This window comes from Streptomyces sp. ISL-100 (genome assembly GCF_018614615.1).
Classification (GTDB): domain Bacteria; phylum Actinomycetota; class Actinomycetes; order Streptomycetales; family Streptomycetaceae; genus Streptomyces.
Map to the genome: position 1 here is coordinate 1 of NZ_JAGGOK010000081.1, position 16,823 is coordinate 16,823.

At 67.2% G+C, this 16,823-nt stretch carries 25 protein-coding genes; 22 read left to right on the top strand and 3 right to left on the bottom strand.

Annotated features, from left to right (window positions below; translation table 11 throughout):
• Nucleotides 1-1,433 precede the first annotated feature (1,433 nt).
• The 3 genes from J7E89_RS32910 to J7E89_RS32920 form a co-directional block, all read right to left on the bottom strand.
• On the bottom strand, nucleotides 1,434-2,117 hold the full coding sequence (locus tag J7E89_RS32910) for a hypothetical protein (protein ID WP_214978785.1): 684 nt from the start codon (nucleotides 2,115-2,117) through the stop codon (nucleotides 1,434-1,436).
• Nucleotides 2,110-4,038 carry a hypothetical protein gene (locus tag J7E89_RS32915; protein WP_214978788.1) on the bottom strand — a complete coding sequence of 643 codons (1,929 nt, stop codon included), beginning with the start codon at nucleotides 4,036-4,038 and terminating at the stop codon, nucleotides 2,110-2,112. Before J7E89_RS32915 ends, J7E89_RS32910 begins: the two co-directional genes overlap by 8 nt.
• 171 nt (nucleotides 4,039-4,209) lie before the next feature.
• Complete coding sequence (locus J7E89_RS32920; protein ID WP_214978790.1) at nucleotides 4,210-4,641, bottom strand: hypothetical protein; 432 nt, start codon at nucleotides 4,639-4,641, stop codon at nucleotides 4,210-4,212.
• A 143-nt stretch (nucleotides 4,642-4,784) separates the two neighbouring features.
• Here J7E89_RS32920 and J7E89_RS32925 point away from each other — a divergent pair, with 143 nt between their 5' ends.
• The 22 genes from J7E89_RS32925 (at nucleotide 4,785) to J7E89_RS33025 (ending at nucleotide 16,480) form a co-directional block, all read left to right on the top strand.
• On the top strand, nucleotides 4,785-5,216 hold the full coding sequence (locus J7E89_RS32925) for a hypothetical protein (RefSeq protein ID WP_214978792.1): 432 nt from the start codon (nucleotides 4,785-4,787) through the stop codon (nucleotides 5,214-5,216).
• A gap of 165 nt (nucleotides 5,217-5,381) precedes the next feature.
• Complete coding sequence (locus tag J7E89_RS32930) at nucleotides 5,382-5,615, top strand: hypothetical protein (protein ID WP_214978794.1); 234 nt, start codon at nucleotides 5,382-5,384, stop codon at nucleotides 5,613-5,615.
• Between the two features lie 166 nt (nucleotides 5,616-5,781).
• Nucleotides 5,782-6,336, top strand: coding sequence for a hypothetical protein (locus J7E89_RS32935; protein ID WP_214978796.1), 555 nt, complete (start codon nucleotides 5,782-5,784; stop codon nucleotides 6,334-6,336).
• Nucleotides 6,336-6,830 carry a hypothetical protein gene (locus J7E89_RS32940; protein ID WP_214978798.1) on the top strand — a complete coding sequence of 165 codons (495 nt, stop codon included), beginning with the start codon at nucleotides 6,336-6,338 and terminating at the stop codon, nucleotides 6,828-6,830. Before J7E89_RS32935 ends, J7E89_RS32940 begins: the two co-directional genes overlap by 1 nt.
• Nucleotides 6,820-7,521 carry a hypothetical protein gene (locus tag J7E89_RS32945; RefSeq protein WP_214978800.1) on the top strand — a complete coding sequence of 234 codons (702 nt, stop codon included), beginning with the start codon at nucleotides 6,820-6,822 and terminating at the stop codon, nucleotides 7,519-7,521. Before J7E89_RS32940 ends, J7E89_RS32945 begins: the two co-directional genes overlap by 11 nt.
• A 2-nt stretch (nucleotides 7,522-7,523) precedes the next feature.
• Complete coding sequence (locus J7E89_RS41920) at nucleotides 7,524-7,658, top strand: hypothetical protein (protein WP_285439312.1); 135 nt, start codon at nucleotides 7,524-7,526, stop codon at nucleotides 7,656-7,658.
• Nucleotides 7,659-7,737: 79 nt separating this feature from the next.
• Entirely contained in the window at nucleotides 7,738-8,895 is a 1,158-nt protein-coding gene (locus tag J7E89_RS32950; RefSeq protein WP_214978802.1) for a hypothetical protein, read from the top strand.
• Between the two features lie 293 nt (nucleotides 8,896-9,188).
• Nucleotides 9,189-9,521, top strand: coding sequence for a hypothetical protein (locus J7E89_RS32955; RefSeq protein ID WP_214978803.1), 333 nt, complete (start codon nucleotides 9,189-9,191; stop codon nucleotides 9,519-9,521).
• A gap of 2 nt (nucleotides 9,522-9,523) precedes the next feature.
• A complete protein-coding gene (locus J7E89_RS32960; protein ID WP_214978805.1) occupies nucleotides 9,524-10,186 on the top strand; it encodes a C40 family peptidase in 663 nt (220 codons plus the stop codon).
• Between the two features lie 3 nt (nucleotides 10,187-10,189).
• On the top strand, nucleotides 10,190-10,456 hold the full coding sequence (locus tag J7E89_RS32965) for a hypothetical protein (protein WP_214978807.1): 267 nt from the start codon (nucleotides 10,190-10,192) through the stop codon (nucleotides 10,454-10,456).
• Between the two features lie 23 nt (nucleotides 10,457-10,479).
• Nucleotides 10,480-10,629 carry a hypothetical protein gene (locus tag J7E89_RS32970; protein WP_214978808.1) on the top strand — a complete coding sequence of 50 codons (150 nt, stop codon included), beginning with the start codon at nucleotides 10,480-10,482 and terminating at the stop codon, nucleotides 10,627-10,629.
• Between the two features lie 2 nt (nucleotides 10,630-10,631).
• Entirely contained in the window at nucleotides 10,632-11,360 is a 729-nt protein-coding gene (locus J7E89_RS32975) for a hypothetical protein (protein ID WP_214978810.1), read from the top strand.
• Nucleotides 11,357-12,145 (top strand): hypothetical protein, encoded by a 789-nt coding sequence (locus J7E89_RS32980; protein WP_214978811.1) that lies wholly within the window; start codon nucleotides 11,357-11,359, stop codon nucleotides 12,143-12,145. The genes J7E89_RS32975 and J7E89_RS32980 overlap by 4 nt, the downstream gene beginning before the upstream one ends.
• Nucleotides 12,146-12,155: 10 nt before the next feature.
• Nucleotides 12,156-12,431 carry a hypothetical protein gene (locus J7E89_RS32985; RefSeq protein ID WP_214978813.1) on the top strand — a complete coding sequence of 92 codons (276 nt, stop codon included), beginning with the start codon at nucleotides 12,156-12,158 and terminating at the stop codon, nucleotides 12,429-12,431.
• Nucleotides 12,424-13,320: a hypothetical protein gene (locus J7E89_RS32990; RefSeq protein WP_214978815.1), complete on the top strand. Its 897-nt coding sequence runs from the start codon at nucleotides 12,424-12,426 to the stop codon at nucleotides 13,318-13,320. Before J7E89_RS32985 ends, J7E89_RS32990 begins: the two co-directional genes overlap by 8 nt.
• Nucleotides 13,317-13,706: a hypothetical protein gene (locus tag J7E89_RS32995; protein WP_214978817.1), complete on the top strand. Its 390-nt coding sequence runs from the start codon at nucleotides 13,317-13,319 to the stop codon at nucleotides 13,704-13,706. Before J7E89_RS32990 ends, J7E89_RS32995 begins: the two co-directional genes overlap by 4 nt.
• Nucleotides 13,706-14,116 (top strand): hypothetical protein, encoded by a 411-nt coding sequence (locus J7E89_RS33000; RefSeq protein WP_214978819.1) that lies wholly within the window; start codon nucleotides 13,706-13,708, stop codon nucleotides 14,114-14,116. Before J7E89_RS32995 ends, J7E89_RS33000 begins: the two co-directional genes overlap by 1 nt.
• A gap of 1 nt (nucleotide 14,117) precedes the next feature.
• Nucleotides 14,118-14,900, top strand: coding sequence for a hypothetical protein (locus J7E89_RS33005; protein ID WP_214978821.1), 783 nt, complete (start codon nucleotides 14,118-14,120; stop codon nucleotides 14,898-14,900).
• 4 nt (nucleotides 14,901-14,904) lie between these two features.
• Nucleotides 14,905-15,075 (top strand): hypothetical protein, encoded by a 171-nt coding sequence (locus J7E89_RS33010; protein ID WP_214978823.1) that lies wholly within the window; start codon nucleotides 14,905-14,907, stop codon nucleotides 15,073-15,075.
• 70 nt (nucleotides 15,076-15,145) lie between these two features.
• The gene (locus J7E89_RS33015; protein ID WP_214978825.1) at nucleotides 15,146-15,883 is read left to right on the top strand and encodes a peptidoglycan-binding protein; all 738 of its coding nucleotides are present in this window, start codon (nucleotides 15,146-15,148) and stop codon (nucleotides 15,881-15,883) included.
• A gap of 92 nt (nucleotides 15,884-15,975) precedes the next feature.
• Entirely contained in the window at nucleotides 15,976-16,125 is a 150-nt protein-coding gene (locus J7E89_RS33020) for a hypothetical protein (protein WP_214978827.1), read from the top strand.
• Between the two features lie 100 nt (nucleotides 16,126-16,225).
• Nucleotides 16,226-16,480, top strand: coding sequence for a hypothetical protein (locus J7E89_RS33025; protein ID WP_214978829.1), 255 nt, complete (start codon nucleotides 16,226-16,228; stop codon nucleotides 16,478-16,480).
• Nucleotides 16,481-16,823: the final 343 nt, after the last annotated feature.

Sequence of the window (16,823 nt, forward strand, 5' to 3'; positions counted from 1 at the left end):
CCTGTGCTGACGCACAGTAACAGGGCGTGCTGGCGCACGCCTTGGCGGCCTACGGCCGCTCCAACTCGCCGCGCGTCGTGGGTACTTCAGCCACCTTCGGCGGCCCCCTGCCGCTCCGTCGTCGCACCTGGACTACCTCCCTCGCTCTTGGCTACGCCCCGACTGTACCCTAGCCCCAACCCGCCAACCCTCGACAACCCGGGGTTGTCACTCCTTCGGGCGGTGGCACGCCAGCCACCCCTACCGCCCCTTTGGGGCGGGCCCGCCGGAGGCGGACGCGGAGGCCGGCCCTTTCTGGTTGCTCGCCGCTGGTGTCCTGCGGACACAACACCGCCAGTTCTCCACCCCACTCGCTTTGCTGCGAGCCGACACACCACGTCTGATTTCCCGTGAGGACTGGCTGATTCCGGAGTTACCCGGTCGCCGCTTCACCTGGTGGGGAGCTTCCGACTCGGCGCAGCGTTGCTGCGAGCGAGGCCGGCCACCAGGCGCACGGGAACCTAATCCGGCTTCGTGCTGTGCTCACCACACAGATCCGTTAGCGTCGGCCCCCGGTCACGTCTCCCGACGTGCCGCCACGCTGGGGCGACTCACCCGCCGGGTGTCCGTTGCCGGTCCGATACGGGCGCGACTCCATCGGTATGCCGCGACTGCGGGCCGACTCTTGTCCTCACCGCGAATCCGCGGTGACGATGCTCTGGCACCAATCCGGGTGACAACCGATGGTTGTCACCTGCGTCCGGACGCAGGTGCGTGCTACCTTTGCCATACAAGAGAACACAGCAAAGGCCCGAAGGAGCAGACTCCGGGTTTTGATGCGAGCGGCCGGCTGCCACCGTCCCTCGCGTATGCGGTTGTTTTGTCAGTCAGTCGATGGGTTGGACGCTTCTCCTAGGGGGTAGTTACGGAACTTGGACGAGAGCATAGCGCCTCGCGCCTAGGTACCGGCGCATCCACCTGATAGCGTCATGTCGCACGCCCGGCGCGGTGATCATCCCTCAGTGCAACCGGCTTCGGCCGGTGAGTGAATCCCATCCGGGAAGTGCAGAAGCCCCGGGACTACGGTCCCGGGGCTTCGTGCTGGGACCTATCGGCCGGGGCCGATTCGACGCGGGAGCGGCTGATCATCTCCCAGTCCAAGGGCTATCCGGTACGCGCGGTCCCTGTCTTGATGCGCGGCCCGGGTGGGGCTAGTCCCTGTGGTGCTACGCCGGTAGTGCATACCTGCGCGCGTGCGAGTGTTTCCCACTGGCAGTCTCCCGCCTCGTTCGTGTGATACTTCAACCTCAGTGCTCGCTCACCGTACACCCGCATATGCAGTCACGGAAAGCGGAATGGCGCATACAACCTGTGCCCTTTTTCGTACAACCCTTCGCACACGTGGGGAGTCTCCGGTATGGGGATTGTGCGGGTGTTGTGAACTTACCAGCGGGTCAACTCTGGTCCGTACCAGCGTCGTTGTCCTCGCTGACCTGCAACCCATCCTCGGCGTCGCGCGCAGTCTGCTTCGGGTCCGGGTTCCAAACGCGGATCTCCAACCCGATCGGCATGGCTGGCGCCTGGAGCCGGTTGGCATCCATCAAGTAGCGAACCAGCCAACCCACCAGGTCCCCCGCGCACTTCTGCTCGACGTACGCGGCCGGGAAGCCTGACCCCTTGTTGCCGATCTCGGCAGTCTGTTCCTTCCCGTCCGGCGGGATCGGAGTCCCGTCCGACATGGTGAGCTGGGCGCGCTTGTCGAACGTGAGCGTGAACGCCACGCGGTCCCCGTCGATGGCGGCCTGGTGCAGCCGCGCCATCACAGCTTTCGCGCCGCTCTTGACTGCCTGCGCCTTCACCTTCACCGTGCGACCGGCCGCCCAACGAGACTTACGCCGAACCTTCGCGGTGGCACCCTTGGCAGTCTTGCGGCGCGGCGCCTGCGGCACGGTGGCCGCAGTGTCACCACCCCTCTTGGCCGCGAGCGCGCGCAGCGACTCCACCAGGTTGTTACCCGGCTTGTCGCCGTCCGCGACGTACTTGATCAGTCGGTCGTTACGGCCGATCTCCCGGCCGATCGCGCGGTTGCTCATCCCGGCCGCGCGGAGCCGGAGCACCAGGTCTTGAGCCTCAGACATTCCGTGCCGCCTCTTGCTTCATCGCGTCCAGCATCGCGTCATTGATCGGGCGCGGTAGCTCGCGTTCCAACTTGCCCTTGAGCCGGTACCGGCCCGGCTGCCCATCGTCGGCCCACTTCGGATCGGCCGACAGGTACAGAGCGTCCGTGCGCATCCCGAGGACGGTCCCGGCCGGGACGTTCAGCGCACCCGCGTGCACGGCACGTTCCCCGGTCGGCCCGTGCAACAGACGCGTACGGCACCGCGCCCAAATCTCGGCGGACCACTCCGGGTGATCCATCTTGCGGGCCCACTTCGTTCGCTCCCCCTCCTCCTCCCAGAGGTACATCCCGCCAACCTCGCGGACGGGACGGTTCGTCGGCAGGCGCTTTTCGTTGGCGGGTGTCGCGGGCATGGACCGGCTGACCATGTGGGAGCGCGACGCGAACGCACCCATCGTCCTCAGCACCATGTTCCGCAGCGCTGCGCGCACCAGCTCGGAGACGGGGGCCGGCGTCGCCGTGCCCAACTCGCCCGCTTCCGCTTTCTGGTAGGCCGCGGTGAGGGCTTCCTTCCAGTCGTTGAGCGGCTTCCCTTCCTTCATGGTGAAGCCCTCGCGGAGATCAACCCGCCAGTGGTGGCGGCGCGCGAGATCAACCTCACCGCCGCTTGCCCACGTCGTGAAGCGCTGGCCCGGCGCCGCCGGGTAGCACCAGGCGCGCTCATCGGCCGGGGCGGGCAGCAACCCGACGCGGTCCCAGTTGTCCGGCACGGTGGCCGTGACCAGCCACCGCCCGCGCTTCTGCAACAGCGCCTTCTTTTCGTCGTCGTCCGCCTGGTCCAACTTGCGCTTCGTCCACATCGTCGGCTCACCAACGGGCAGTCCCCACGCGAGCGCGGCGTACGCAAAGCGCATGTCGTACTGGTAGAACGCGGGGATCTTCTCACCCGGATCACCCGGCACGATCTCGCGCCGCCCTTGCCCGCTGGTGGCCTGGATGAGCTGCCGGAGTTCGTCCGAGAGAATGGGGTACGTCTTGGGCTTCCCGTCGCGTGAGTCACCGATCGTGCGGCGCCATACGTCCCGGCCCGTACTGGCCGGAGTGCTCAACAGGATCGCGTTCGTGCCGAACGCTTCCTTCATCACGCCGCGCAGGATGTACCAGGCGTGCGCGGCCTCCATGGCGGAGTACCTGCCCTCATCGAACCACGCTGCGGCGCGCACCACTTCAACCGTGCGCGCGCGGTCCCCCTCACCCTTCTGCCACCGGCCCGTTGGGTTCGACTCGTCCGCGAGGTAGTGCCCGCCCTCCTGCACATCCCACCCGGGCACGTCAGCCAGGAACCAGGCGCGCACGGCGTCCGCCTCGCTCCCGTGCTCGCGGCGCGTCTCGTCGGTGACCCCCGGCCTGTTCGCTCCCACCAGGTACACCCGCTCGTACGACTCCGGGATCTGATCCAGTAGCTCGCCTGGGGTGTACGCACGCCACGTGACCCGTCCGGTTTGGCGGTCCGGTGACCACCAGACGCCGGACACCTGGTCAACGAACACCGTGGGCCGCTCCGCCTGTTGCAGTCCCCATCGGTCGGTGACGATGTCCGACAGCGGCACTTTCACCGCGCCGACCGCGCCGGGACGGAACGCGGCGGGCAACTCCTTGTCCGCGAGCGGCGGCCGGACAACCACCGGGACTTGCTCCGGCTCCGGCGTCCGCTTCGGCTCCGGCGTCCGCTTCGGAGGCTTCGGCGCGATCTGCGAGATCCGGCCCTCCGAGTACCCCGTGTCCTCCGCAAGCTCAACACCCTTGGCGCCCAGCTCCCGCGCGAGCTTGATGCGCTCCGCCCGCCGCTTCTCTACCGTGGCGATCTGCCCGGAGAGCTTCGCAAGCTGGGCGGTGTCCCGCCGGATGAGCGCCCGTACCTGGGCGACTGTCTGCGTCATGTCCTTCTCTCAGACTGGTGATGGGCCCGGGGCCCGCTGTGCGCGGGCCCCGGGTTTGGGTGACAACCGGCGGTTGTCACCGGTAGGTCTTGCAACAGCAGACCTTCTTGGTGCACGAGCCGTTCCGCTCGCGGTACGCGCGGCGGTACCGCTCGCACTCCGGGTGATGGGTCACCGGATGTACTCGACACGCGCGCGGGCAGCGGCCGACGCGTGCGCTCGCTTGATCATCTTCATGCGCTCCTGTGCGGTAGGGCTCGCGAGGTAGTCGGAGTACCCGTCGAAGTCGGAAGCCCACCAGGCCACGTCCCGCAGGGTCACGGCCTGGTGCATGAGCGTCCGGAGTTCTTCGGCGGTCGGGTCCATGACCGACTGCCACCCCTTCATGTGGGCGAACGCCAACGCGTCCTCCCCCGTAAGCGCGGTCATGGATGCGAGGTTGGGTTCGCTGGTGGAGACCTGTACGTCGTGCCGGTACACCGCCCCCGACTTGCGGATGACCAGGAACGGGCCGCCGTCGTTGGAGTAGGTGAGTGCGGCGCGCAGCAGCAGCAGCAGCCGGCCACCGGTCGGCATGTACCGACGCAGGTTGTCGTCGTTCATGTTTCTCCCTCAGTGCAATGAGTGCGACCCGGGTGGGCCGTTGCCGAAACTGTAGCGCGTTAAAGGTCCGGAGGGGTAGTGTGTTCCACGAAGGAAGTGACAACCCCCGGTTGTCACCCCAACTACCAACGACGGAGAGCACAATGAGCGGTCGTCACGCGGTACCGAAGAAGCGCAAGAAGGAGTACGAGGACGACGACTTCGCGAAGGCAGCGGGCAGGTTCATCACGGCCATGGGCCGCCGCGCGAGCGAGAACCCTGAGGCACTGGCCTTCATGATCGGCCTGGGGAAGGTCATGAAGGACGAGACCGACCGCGCCGCCGCTGCGTTGCACGCGGACGCCGGTTTCTCCCTGGGGGAGATCGCGAAGTTCCTCACCGACTTCGGTCACCCGATGACCCGACAGAACGCGCAGAAGCGTTGGGGCCCGACGAGCATCGCGCGCAAGATGGCGCCGACGCAGGTAGCCAACGTGATCAACCTCGCCAAGGTGCGCGCTCAGAAGGCACGCGCGGAAGTCTGGGGGAAGACCGATGCCGAAGTCGTCCAGTTCAAGGAGCGCACTGCGGGATAAGCGCACCCACTGGTGCGGCTGGTGCGCGGGTCACGGCCGCGTCTGGTGCGACACCTGCGGCGGAATCGGAGATCAGTTCCGCCCCTGCCGGAGTTGCGGCACAACCGGCACCATGAAGTGCCCCGAGTGCAAAGGCACCGGGGACCCGTAGGGAAGGGAACGTCGATGGGAATCGAACTCGTCACGATGTACGACGACGACGGCAACGACTGCTCGTACACCGAGACCGTGCCGGACATGCCGGAGCAGGATGAGCCCGACTGTTACACGCACAACAGCAACTCATGCCCGTGCATGGAGTCGGAGTGCGACGGGACCGTACCGCAGCCGGTGACTGGCGACGCGTGGGGAACCGCATCGGAACCTGTCGGGTACTACAGCATGGAGCCGCCTTTCTAGGCGGAGCACAAAGGGGAGCGGCCACCAACCCATTGGGTTGGTGGCCGCAGTGCGTTGCGTGACAACCCGAGGTTGTCGCGCGCGCTTGCATTGAAGCGTATCCCTGCCACGATCATCACGACTCGCCAAAGTCCGTAACACCCGATCGTGACCCCGGGGTACACCCATGCCTGTTGAGCTTACCGAAGATGAAGCCGCCTGGTTGCGCGCGCAGATTTCCGCAGCGCGTGAGGGCGGTCCCGTGCAAACGGCCGACACCGACCGTGAGCGCAAGGCGGCGGAGGCTGCGGCCGATGATGCGGCCGAAGCGGCGAAGGATGCTGCGGAGTCCGCCGCGAAGGCTGCGGCCGAAGGTGACGAAGAGGCGGCGGCCAACCACGCGAGCGTTGCGGGTGAGGCAGCAGCAGCGGCAGCAGTCGCGGCCGAAGTGGCAGGCACCGAAGAGGCGGCCGAATCTGCGGAAGAGGCCGGCGCCCACGCGGCCGACGCAGTGACGGAGGCGACCGACAACCCCGAGTTGTCGGCGGACGCCACGTCAGAAGGTGACAACCCCGAGTTGTCGGACGGCGGCGGAGACGACGCACCCGCGAGCGACGAGCCGGAGAGCAACGGGGACAAGCCCCCAGCGGCCGAAGGCTCACCCGCGAAAGAAGCGCGGAAGCGCGACACACCCCCCGCTGAATCCCACTGGTGGTTCAAGCCCCTTCGGAGGAAAGACTGATGAGCGACGCAGCACCCATCGACGGACAGAACACGATCGAGCTCCCGGGCCTGGACCCGGTCGAGCTCCCCGTTCCGCCCGCCGCAGACGAGAAGCCGAAGCGCCGGACGCGCCGCGCGTCCGCCAGCTCGGGGACGGACTCCAAGCCTCGCGCCCCGCGCGGCGGTGTGCGTCGTCCCAACCTGGAATCCCGCATCGCGCAGGGCTTCACCACGATCGGGACGTTCGCGTGCATCGTCAACGAGTTCGACGGCATGACCATCATTCAGGGTGCGCCGAACCTCGCGGCCTCGCTGTCGAAGCTGGCGGACGAGAACCCGAAGGTTCGTGAGTCCCTGGAAAAGATGCTCGCGGCCGGAGCCTGGTCCGCCGTGATCGGCGCGGTGGCTGCGGTCGGTATCCCGATCGCCGCGAACCACAAGCTTCTGCCCCCGGCGGTGGCCGGCCTATTCGCGGCAGCTCCGCCGGGGCCGGAGGCGCAGAGTGCCGCCTAAGGTTCCGCATCTTCAGTGGGCGGACTTCCTGGATCAATTCGTCTGGGACCAGGGCGAGCACGTCACTTTCGTCGGCAAGACGGGAAGCGGCAAGACGACGTTGGCGCAGCAGCTACTACCCCGGCGAGATTTCGTCGTGGCGCTCGCCACCAAGCCCAGCGGCAGAGACAAGACGATGACGGCCCTGATTCGCCGTGAGCGTTACAAGCGGATCAAGGAGTGGCCCCCGCCCACTGTCATCGGTGCCAAGTCTCAGCGGGTGGTGCTCTGGCCGGAGTTCCGGCGGCCGGAGGACATCGCGAACCAACAGGTAGTGCTCGACAAGGCGCTACGCGACATCTTCGCCGCTGGTGGCTGGACCGTTTTCGCAGACGAGCTTTTCTACCTGTGCAAGTTCCTCGGGATGAGTCGACTGTTCGAAGTCTTCTGGTCCCAGGCACGAAGCATCGGGATAAGCATCGTCGGTGGAACGCAGCGTCCCGCATGGGTGCCGCTCATGGCGTACAGCCAGTGCACGCACCTGTTCCTCTACAAGACGACCGACGAAGCCGACCTGAAACGGATCGGCGGGATCGGCGGCCTGGACAACAAGCTCATCCGCGAAGTGGCCGCAGGACTCCCCAAATATCACGCGCTCTACGTCAACTTGCGGGACGGCGAGCTCATGACGACCAAGGCAGAAGAGAGGTGAACATGTCCATCCACGTTTCCCCCATCGAGTTCGCGGCAGTCGCCGCGTACATGGTCATCTTCGGCTTCATGTGGCGAAGTCTCGCCGCGAAGCTGAGTGATCACCCACTCGGTAAGGCCATGGCCTTCATCTACTGACCGCACGGCCCCGCTCATCTTGGCGGATCTCACGGGGCCGCGCGGCTGACACACACCACCACCTACGAAGGGAGGCAGCGTGCCTGCCACCATCACATCACACCCGGCTCAGGCGCAGGGCAGCACCGACGGTCGAGACCCGAAGAAGAAGGCTGCGATCATGCCGCAGCCGTTCACCCGGGCGGCCAAGGAGCACCAGGAACCGATGCTCGACACGACGCAGCAGCTCGGCGCGTCGTCCGTCGCGATGGGACCGTTCGACGTTCCCGCGTACGGCTACATGCGCGGCATCTGGCTTTGGGTGTCCGCCACTGGCGGGTCCGGTACGGCCACCGTCGCGATGAAGGAAGATGCGCCGTTCTCGGCGATTTCCGAGATCGCGCTGATCGATGTCAACGGCGCTAACGTGATTGGGCCGCTGAACGGTTACGACCTGTACCTCAGTAACAAATGGTTCGGGTACAACCTCGGTGACCCGAAGCAGAACACCATGTACGTCCCGCCGGTTACCGGCGCCAACGCGTCCGGCAACTTCGGTTATCTGCTGTATCTGCCGGTCGAGCTGTCCGGACGAGATGGCCTGGGAAGTTTGCCGAACGCGAACGCGGCCAGCACCTACAAGGTCCGCGTGACACTCGCCCCGGACACCGAGGTTTACACCACGGCGCCGACCGTTCGGCCGCAGGTGCGCGTACGCGCATGGCTCGACGCATGGACGCAGCCGAACGCAACGGACCTGCGCGGCAACGCCAACTCGACGCAGCCGCCGGCCATGGGTACGACGCAGTACCTCAGCAAGACCACGCAGACGATCAGCGCCGGATTCCAGCAGCCGCGCATGACCCGCGTCGGCTCGTACATCCGCAACCTGCTGTTCGTGTTCCGCGACGCGGCAGGCTCGCGCGCGGCCGGACAGACCAACTTCCCGTCCGACGTGTCCATGTTCTGGGACTCCAAGAACCTGTTCACCCGGCACAAGGATCTGTGGCAAGCGCAGATGGCGCGGCGCTCCCGGTACAACGCGGCCATCGAAACGGCGGGCGGCCGGGACAACGGCGTCTGGCTCGAAGACTTCACGCACGAGTTCGACGGCCAGCTCGGCAACGAACTGCGCGACGGATGGCTCGGCACGGTGCAGTCCACCCGCCTGGAACTGTCCGGCCAGTTCGGCACGGCGGGGACGCTCACGATCCTCACAAACGACGTGGCCCCTGCGGGCCCGATCTTCATGGAGTGATGAGCAATGGGTGAGTGGACGACTGACACCGCGAAGGTGGCCGCGCTTTGCGTGTTCGCCGCGCTGGGACTCCTCGCGGTGCTCCGTAAGGGATTCGGCGGCATCTCCGCCTCCCTCGACTGACTGACAACTCGCGGTTGTCGGGCGCCCCATGGCAGTGGGGCGCCCGGCCGCAAGGAAGGAAAAACCATGTTTGGACTCGACACCAAGAGCGTTGTCGTCGGCGCCGTTCTCGGCGCGCTGGTGATCCCGCGCATCATCTCGTTCGCGAGCGCCAAGTTCGGCGGTGCTTCGTGAAGACCAGCAACACGAGCACTCTCGTCGCGGGCCTGATCGCGTTCGTGTGCTCCGTCGCGGCGTACGTCGTTCTGACCGCGCGCGGTCTGGAGACGACCGGACTCCTCGCTTTCGTGACCCCGGTCATCGGTGCACTGCTCGTCGTGTCGCGGCTCGACTCGCGCAGTGACGCGCAGGACCAGGCGCTGACGCAGATCACCCGGCAGACGAACGGGGTACTCACCAGCCGCATTGCGGACGTGGTGGGCAAGGAGCTCGACAAGCGGTTCGGCACGGCGCCGACTGACAACCCCGGGTTGTCGGCGTACGACGCGGGCGGCGGCCGGTAGCCATGGCGACCAACCTCGCGGTGGCGATCCTCGTAACGGGAGCGGGTGCCGCTCTCGTATGGACCGGCTTCACCAACCCCGAAGAGGGGCTGATCTCCGAGATCGGCAAAGTGCTGCGAGGTGAGCCGACCAGCGCGAGCAAGCGCGGCGGGATCAAGGGAATCGGCGCCGCAGGTTCGGCGGCCGGCGTCCAACAGATCCGCGACGCGGGCGGCAACGTCAGCTCTGGCGGCGGCGGCGGCGGAGGCGGCGGCGGAGACGACGGACTCGCCCAAGTCTCCGCCCCCGGAATCCGCGGGAAGGTCCTCGCGGAAGCGCGGCGCCATCTCGGCAAGAGCTACATCTACGGCGCCAAGGGTCCCAACGCTTTCGACTGCTCCGGCCTGGTGCAGTACGTCTACGGCCGCGCGGCCGGGATGAGCATCCCGGCCCCGTCGCAAACGCAGGCACTGCGTGGCAAGTCGGTGTCGGAGGCCAACGCACAGGTAGGCGATCTCGTCTGCTACGGCTACCCGGCGCACCACATCGGGATCTATGTCGGCGGCGGCCAGCTGCTACACGCGGCCAATCCGAATAAGGGCGTCGTCATCGAATCCGTCAAATGGAACGGCGGCCGGTACTACCGCAACGTCCTCGGCCGCTCCGGAGAAACGGCAGAGGCGTAACCCATGGCCATGTCTCAAGACCAGGCGAACACCTGGATCGTCACGGCGCTCGCGGTGTCCGGCACGTTGGTGATCGTCCGCGACGCGTCCGACAAGAAAGTGCCGCCCGTACGCCTCGCGATCGGTCTCACCGTCGCGGGTGTCCTGCTCGGCACCCTCGCGCAAGCCTCACCCCAACTCGCGGGTGGCTTCGCGATCGTCCTACTCCTCACGTCCTCGCTGATCTACGGCGGGAAGGCGTGGAAAACCCTTGGGGATCTCCTCCCCTGAAAGACCCCGAAGGGGGGCCCAACATGAACATGGACAAGCTGTTCAGCATCGCGTCGATGCTCGTCGTCGTCGCTGGCGTGACCACCGTGGTTTCCCACCCGGCGAGCGCGCAGGTAATCCGGGCGATCGGTGACGCGTTCACCGGCAGCCTTCGCGCCGCGCAGGGCAAGTAATCATGGCGCGCAGCTACTACACCCGGGACCAAGTGGGAGACGCGTCCGTCCCGAGTGAGCACCTGGCGGACGCCAGGGTCAACTACGACGTACCCGGGGATGATCTCCCGAACTACACCGCAGAGGGAGACGAGCCGCAGTACGTCCGCTCGCGGTGGCGCGCGCCGCAGGTGTACCAGCCGGAGCCGGACGGCGCCGCGAGCTTTGAAGGTGACCCCACCGGAACGCACGCGAGCGCCGGCCGACCCGACCGGCGCCGCCAGTACGACGCGCTTTACCCGGCCGGATACTCCCAGCCCTCCGAGAACATGCGGAGCTCGCCGGAGGAAATGCAGAACTCCCGGTCGGCCCCATCGGTGGCGCCCGCGACGGCGCCGCCCCGGGCGTTCGGCGGACTCAACGGCACCGATCCGGCCCGCGCGCCGGAACTCCCGCTGCACATGTACAACCGCCCGTACGGCAAGTGGTCGGCAGACCATGACCCAGCGATCGTCAAGATCGAAAGCCTTCCGCCGCTCGCGGGCACCCCGTACGCACAGCACGAGCCGACCGAGCACTACGAACCCAACGCGGGTGGCGACGGCATCACCGTCAACCGCAACCAGGCTGCGGGCAGCTCCCCGAACACGTACCGGCCCGTCCCGCGTCCGTGGGATGAGCGACTGACGATCAGTGACCCAGAGGCGCCGCCCATGTCGGCCCCGATGAATGGACGGAGGTGGCGACTGTGAGCGAACTCCCGGACGGCGGCGGCCTGGGCGAGACGCTGGGCAAGAAGGTTGGGCCGCTGCCCCTTGGTGTGTGGATCGCCGCAGTCGTCGGCGGTATCGGCATCGCGTACGTCGTCCGCCGCCGTGGTGACGATGAAGAGGAGCCGGAGCCGTACACCCCGGATGGGACAGTGATCGGCCAGCCCAACGGCCGGGGCCAGGACGATGACGACGATGACGACGAGAACGACCTGGACGCTACTCCCACCACCAACGAACAGTGGGGACGGATGGCGATCAGGCGCATGATCGCGTACGGCTACGATCCGTCCCTGGTTGACCGCGCCATCCGGAAGTACCTCGCGGGCGAGACCCTGACGACGACGGAACGCGCGGTCATCGCAGAAGCCCTGGTTCGTCTCGGCCCGCCCCCCGTGCCTCCGCCTCCGGAGGTACCCGGCGGGACAACTCCACCCCCGGTGGACCCGATCACGCCGAGGCCCCCGAAGCCGGACCCCCCGGCGCCGGGGCCGAAGCCTCCGGGCAAGTGGCCCACCCCGAAGCCGAAGCCGAAGCCGACCAAGCCCACGGGCCCGCCGCCCTACCGCGTCGCCACGATCACCCCGGCAAACCGAACGCTGTCCAAGCTCGTCGACGCCTACAACCGCAAGTACGGCACCAAGCACAGTTGGCGCGCGGTGTGGGAGTTCAACCTTCGCCACCGGAGCGCGGCCACCGTGCGGAAGCTCCGGGCGCGCGGGCCGGACCGGGTGTACCTGGGCTCGACGTTCTGGATTCCGAAGTAAGGAGAGAGCAGTGGACCAGGCCCACGCCGCGCTCACTCTCTCAGTGATCGGCCTGGTGCCCACCATCTACGGCGCCGCCCTCCCCCCGCTCGCCATGGTGCGGGCGGGGGAGGGCGGCCACCTGGTGGACGCCGAACGAATGGCCACCCTCACGGCCGCCGCCGTGATCTGTGTGGCAGCCAGCCTGACCCGCTCCCCCGAGGTGCTCGCGGTCGGGGCAATCATGGTCATCGCGTACGCGGCGGCCTACCGCAGTGCGGCACGATCGGGAGCTCAGCATGGCTAAGGAAGTGCTCACCCCCGAAGAGATCGCGCGGGTGGCGTACGACGCCGGATTCAAAGACCGCACCACCCTGTCCCGCGCGGTTGCCGTGGCGCTCGCGGAGTCGGGCGGCAAGATCCGCGTGGTGAACGAGAGCGGCAACAGCCCTGCGTCACGTGACCGTGGCCTGTGGCAGATCAACGATTACTGGCACAAGGAAGTGTCGGACGCCGAAGCGTTCAACCCCCCGGCCGCCGCGAAGCACGTCTATCGGATCAGCAACGGCGGCAAGTCCTGGTCCCAGTGGGTCACATGGACGAACGGCATGGCGGGTGCACAGATGGGCCGCGCCGCGCTCGCCGCCGCGAAGGTGACCGGCAACCCCGGCGCCGTACAGATCGACAACGACTGGTGGGACCCGCTCGACATCCTGCCGGACAGCGACGGCGGCGGCGGTGGAGACGGACCCGACGTTGGCGGACTGACCGACGCGCTCATGTTCCCCCTGGAGCTCGTGAAGTACGCCGGTCAAGTCACAGAGATCATGGTGAAGTCGGCCGCCTGGATGATGAACCCGGCGAACTGGCTACGCGTGCTCGAAGTCGCGGCCGGGGCCGGAGTCGTCATCCTCGGCGTGAAGATGCTTGCATCCTCCGGAGTCGGGGGCCCCGTTGGCGCCACTGCCCGGGGAGCCGTAAAGGCCGGCGGGGCCGTCGTGAAGCAGGTCAAGAAGGCGAAGACCGCAGCCGAAAGCGCGGCATCCATGCACCCGGCCGGGGCCGCAGCCATGGCCGCGAAGAACGCCGGAGCAGCGGCCAAGGAGACGGCGAAAGGCACCGCGAAGGCAGCGGCCAGTACCGCCGGATCAGCCGTGAAGACAACAGCCACAGCAGCAGCGAAAGGCGTGAAATGACCAGCACAGACCACCTGGACGAGTCGTACGCCGACTACATGGAAACCGCGCACGGCGAGCCCGTCGCGGTAGAGATCAAGGCATCCACCCCCATCCCGATCAAGGAGCGGCCCACTCGCGTTTGGAGCTCCGGCCAAGTCGAGTTGGGGCCGGAGCGTCCGCAGCAGATCGGCTCGGCGCACCCCTCCCGCGTCCGCCTCCGGGTGAAGAACCTCAACGCGGCCGTGGTCTACCTCGCGCCGAATCCGGAGACGTGCACGCCCACCAGCTCGTACCCGCTCGACACGAAAGAGACTGTCGAGTTCACCACCAGGCACCCGGTCTACGCACTCGGCGCCGACTTCGGCGCGAAGGTGTCCGTCATAGCTGAACACCTGGACGGCTGATGTACGGGCCCCACGGTGGCCGCTTCGCGGCAGACGTATACCGGCCGGGCGCGACGGCGGCGGGTGACAACTTCGGGTTGTCGTCCGCCGCGCCGTTCCCGACACCCGCGTCCACGCAGGCAGTGCCGGAGATGGGAGCGCTCACCGCTCGATTCAGCGCGTCCCCTTCCGGGCGCGGCTGGTACGTCGGGCGTATCACGGTGCAGCACGACGGAGCCGACTCCCCACGGGCGTACGTGTACGTCGGGGAGCCGACTCCCGCCAACCTGGTAAGCGGTACGGACTCCGGCCACTTCGACGAGTGCGAGTACGTGCGCCCGCTGCCCGTCCCGGCCGGGCAGGACCTGTGCGTGGTGTGGCAGACAGCGGATGGTACGGCGCTCGCCCGTATCGAGTACACGGAGGCGTGACGTGCCGTTCCGCAACCCCACCACCAGCCTGCCCGCTGACGCGATCACGGGACGCATCGACGGAACGACGCAGGTGCTCCCCGGATCAATCACGACTCCCAGCCTCGCGGCCGGGTGCGTCACGGCCGACGTGATCCACGCCGACGCGATCAACGGCAAGATCATCACGGGCGCCACGATCCGCACTGCGCCGACGTTCCAGAAGCGGATCGAACTCACCCCCAGTGGGCTTCTGCGCTTCTACACAGGCGAGCCAGAGCAGACGTTCCCCGGGCAGATCAGTACGGGTGTTACCGAGGATCTGCCCGGATGGGTGACCGGCTACCTCACGATCAAGCCCCCGGCGCATGGCAACTACCCCGCGCCCCAGCTCGATCTGTTCCTGGAGCTCGACGGCTCGCGCCGTTGGGTCATGGGCCCGCTGGACGTACAGGTGGTCAAGGAAGGCACGCAAGAGATCCCGTTCGTCAACGTCGCCGCTCAGTTGAACGCGGCCCAAGGGGCGGACGTGGCCGGAGTTCTCACGGCCGGGAACCTTGTGGCCGGCCGAACGGCCATCACCCCATCCGCCGCCAACACGCCCACCAGCGTCACCGTGACCGGGCTGGGGCTCACCGGCTTCACCCCCCGCGCTGTCGCCACCCCGTCGACGACGCTACCCGGCACACAGGTCACGGGAGTTGGCACCACGTCAGTCACCACCAGTTCGTTCGTCCTGTGGCTCACCCGCACCAACACCACCACCACATCAATCGACTGGTTCGTTATCGCAGGAGAGGGATAACCCCATGGAAGAGACAGAGCCGACGTACTACACGTGCACGTGCCGCACCGAAGGCTGTCCGGCCAACGGTGTGCCGTGCAATGCGCCGCTGTACCCGAACGCCACGGAACCGACGTGGCGCGCGCAGTGCGGGCACTGCGGCAAGAACATCACGGACATGCACCCGACAGCTTGAATTGAAGCGCCCGGCCGGTAGCGTCACACGTGCACTGAAGGTTGATCACCGTCCCGGGAGGTACCCCGCCATGCCCACGCGCTCACAGATCGTCAATTACGTACGATCACTGATAGGGACTGCGGAGTACCCCCCGGGGAGCAACCGCAACAAGATCACGGAGGCGTACGGGCAGCACGCCCCGTGGTGCGCAATGACCACGTGGTACGTCTACAAGCACTTCGGTGTTGACCTCCGTAAGGAGTTCACCCCCATGTGGGCGGCCACGACGTACGGCGCCAATGAGGCGAAGGCCAAGGGACTTTGGCGGAACGGGATCAGCGGCGTGAAGCCTGGCGATCTCGTGTACTTCAAGGTCCCGGACGGCGCGCCCGGTTGGGTCAACCACACCGGCATTGCTGTCGAGAAGGTACCCGGCGGTGTCCGCACCATCGAGGGCAACACCGCCAACGTCTGTGCTGAGCGGGTACGCCTCGCGTACATCGTCGGGTACATCGACATGACGCCGTACGTCACCAACCCCCCGACTCCCCAGCCTGCCCCGCCGCCGTTCCCCGGCCGCGCCGCGTTCCGCATCGGCCGCACCCATTCCGCCGTGACCCAGCTCGACCGCCAGCTCATCCGGCTCGGGTACACCCGCAAGCACGACGGCGACGGATACCAGGCCGGCCCCCGCTTCACGAAGTGGACCCGAGAGAACGTCAAGGCATTCCAGACCGCCCAGGGTTGGACCGGCGCTGACGCCGATGGCTACCCGGGCCCCGAGACGTGGCGTCGACTCTTCACCGCTCCCACCCCCAAGCGGTGAGGCTCAGTGTCCGCCGCGCACGCCCGGCCGGGGAGGTTCCCCCTCCGTCCTCCCCGGTCGGCGCGACTAAGCCCAACGGTCTGGTGGCTCGCGTGCGCGGGTACCTGGTACGTCGTCATGTCCGGCAGGTTCTCTCCGAACCTGGTGTCGCGCTCGCGGCGGGTGTCGTCATCGGCGTACTCGTCGGAGTCGCCCTGATCGCCCTGGTTGCTACCGTCGCCCGTGGGAGGGCAGAGCAGTGATGGAGTTCCTGACCGCATGGCCCGATCACTTCGGGTGGGCATGGATGCTGGTTGGCTTCACCGGCAACGTCGTGATCATCGTGGGAATGGAGGCCAGCCGGTGAAGTGGATGGAGCGGCGCCGCGAGCGCGAGCGTCAACGGGCGCAGGATGCACGGCTGGTGGAGTGGGCGCGCACTCACCGCCTGGTGGTGCACGACGAGTACGGGAACAAGCTCGTGGACCAGCACATCTCCATGATTCAGATTGCGATGCGCTGGGGACAGACAGGCGAGATCATCCCGCGCTCTGCCTCCGTGTACGTAAGCATTGTCAGAGACACCTCACCCCTGGTGCGAGTGGCCATGGGCAAGTAAGCCCCCCCCTAGACCGGGCCCCCTAAGGCGAGCGGGGGAGCATTCGCCGGAACGAGCCGGTGCCAGCGTCAACGCGCAAGTCTCGCCACCAGGACACGCCCCCCGACAACCTCGTGTTGTCGGGGGGCGTCGTCATGTCCGGCCGCCGCCGCAGGCGGTGGTACGCTCTTGCCCGTTGTCCCCGACACGGAAGGAGGCGCAAGCCGAGTGACGAAACCCCGGCCGCCGTAGGCGAGCCTACCCACCACGACGCGCACAGTACGGCCGCAGGCCGGCACTACCCAGGCGACGCAGTCGCCCAAGGCACGCGCCAGCGTGCCTAGTTACTGTGCGTCAGCACAGG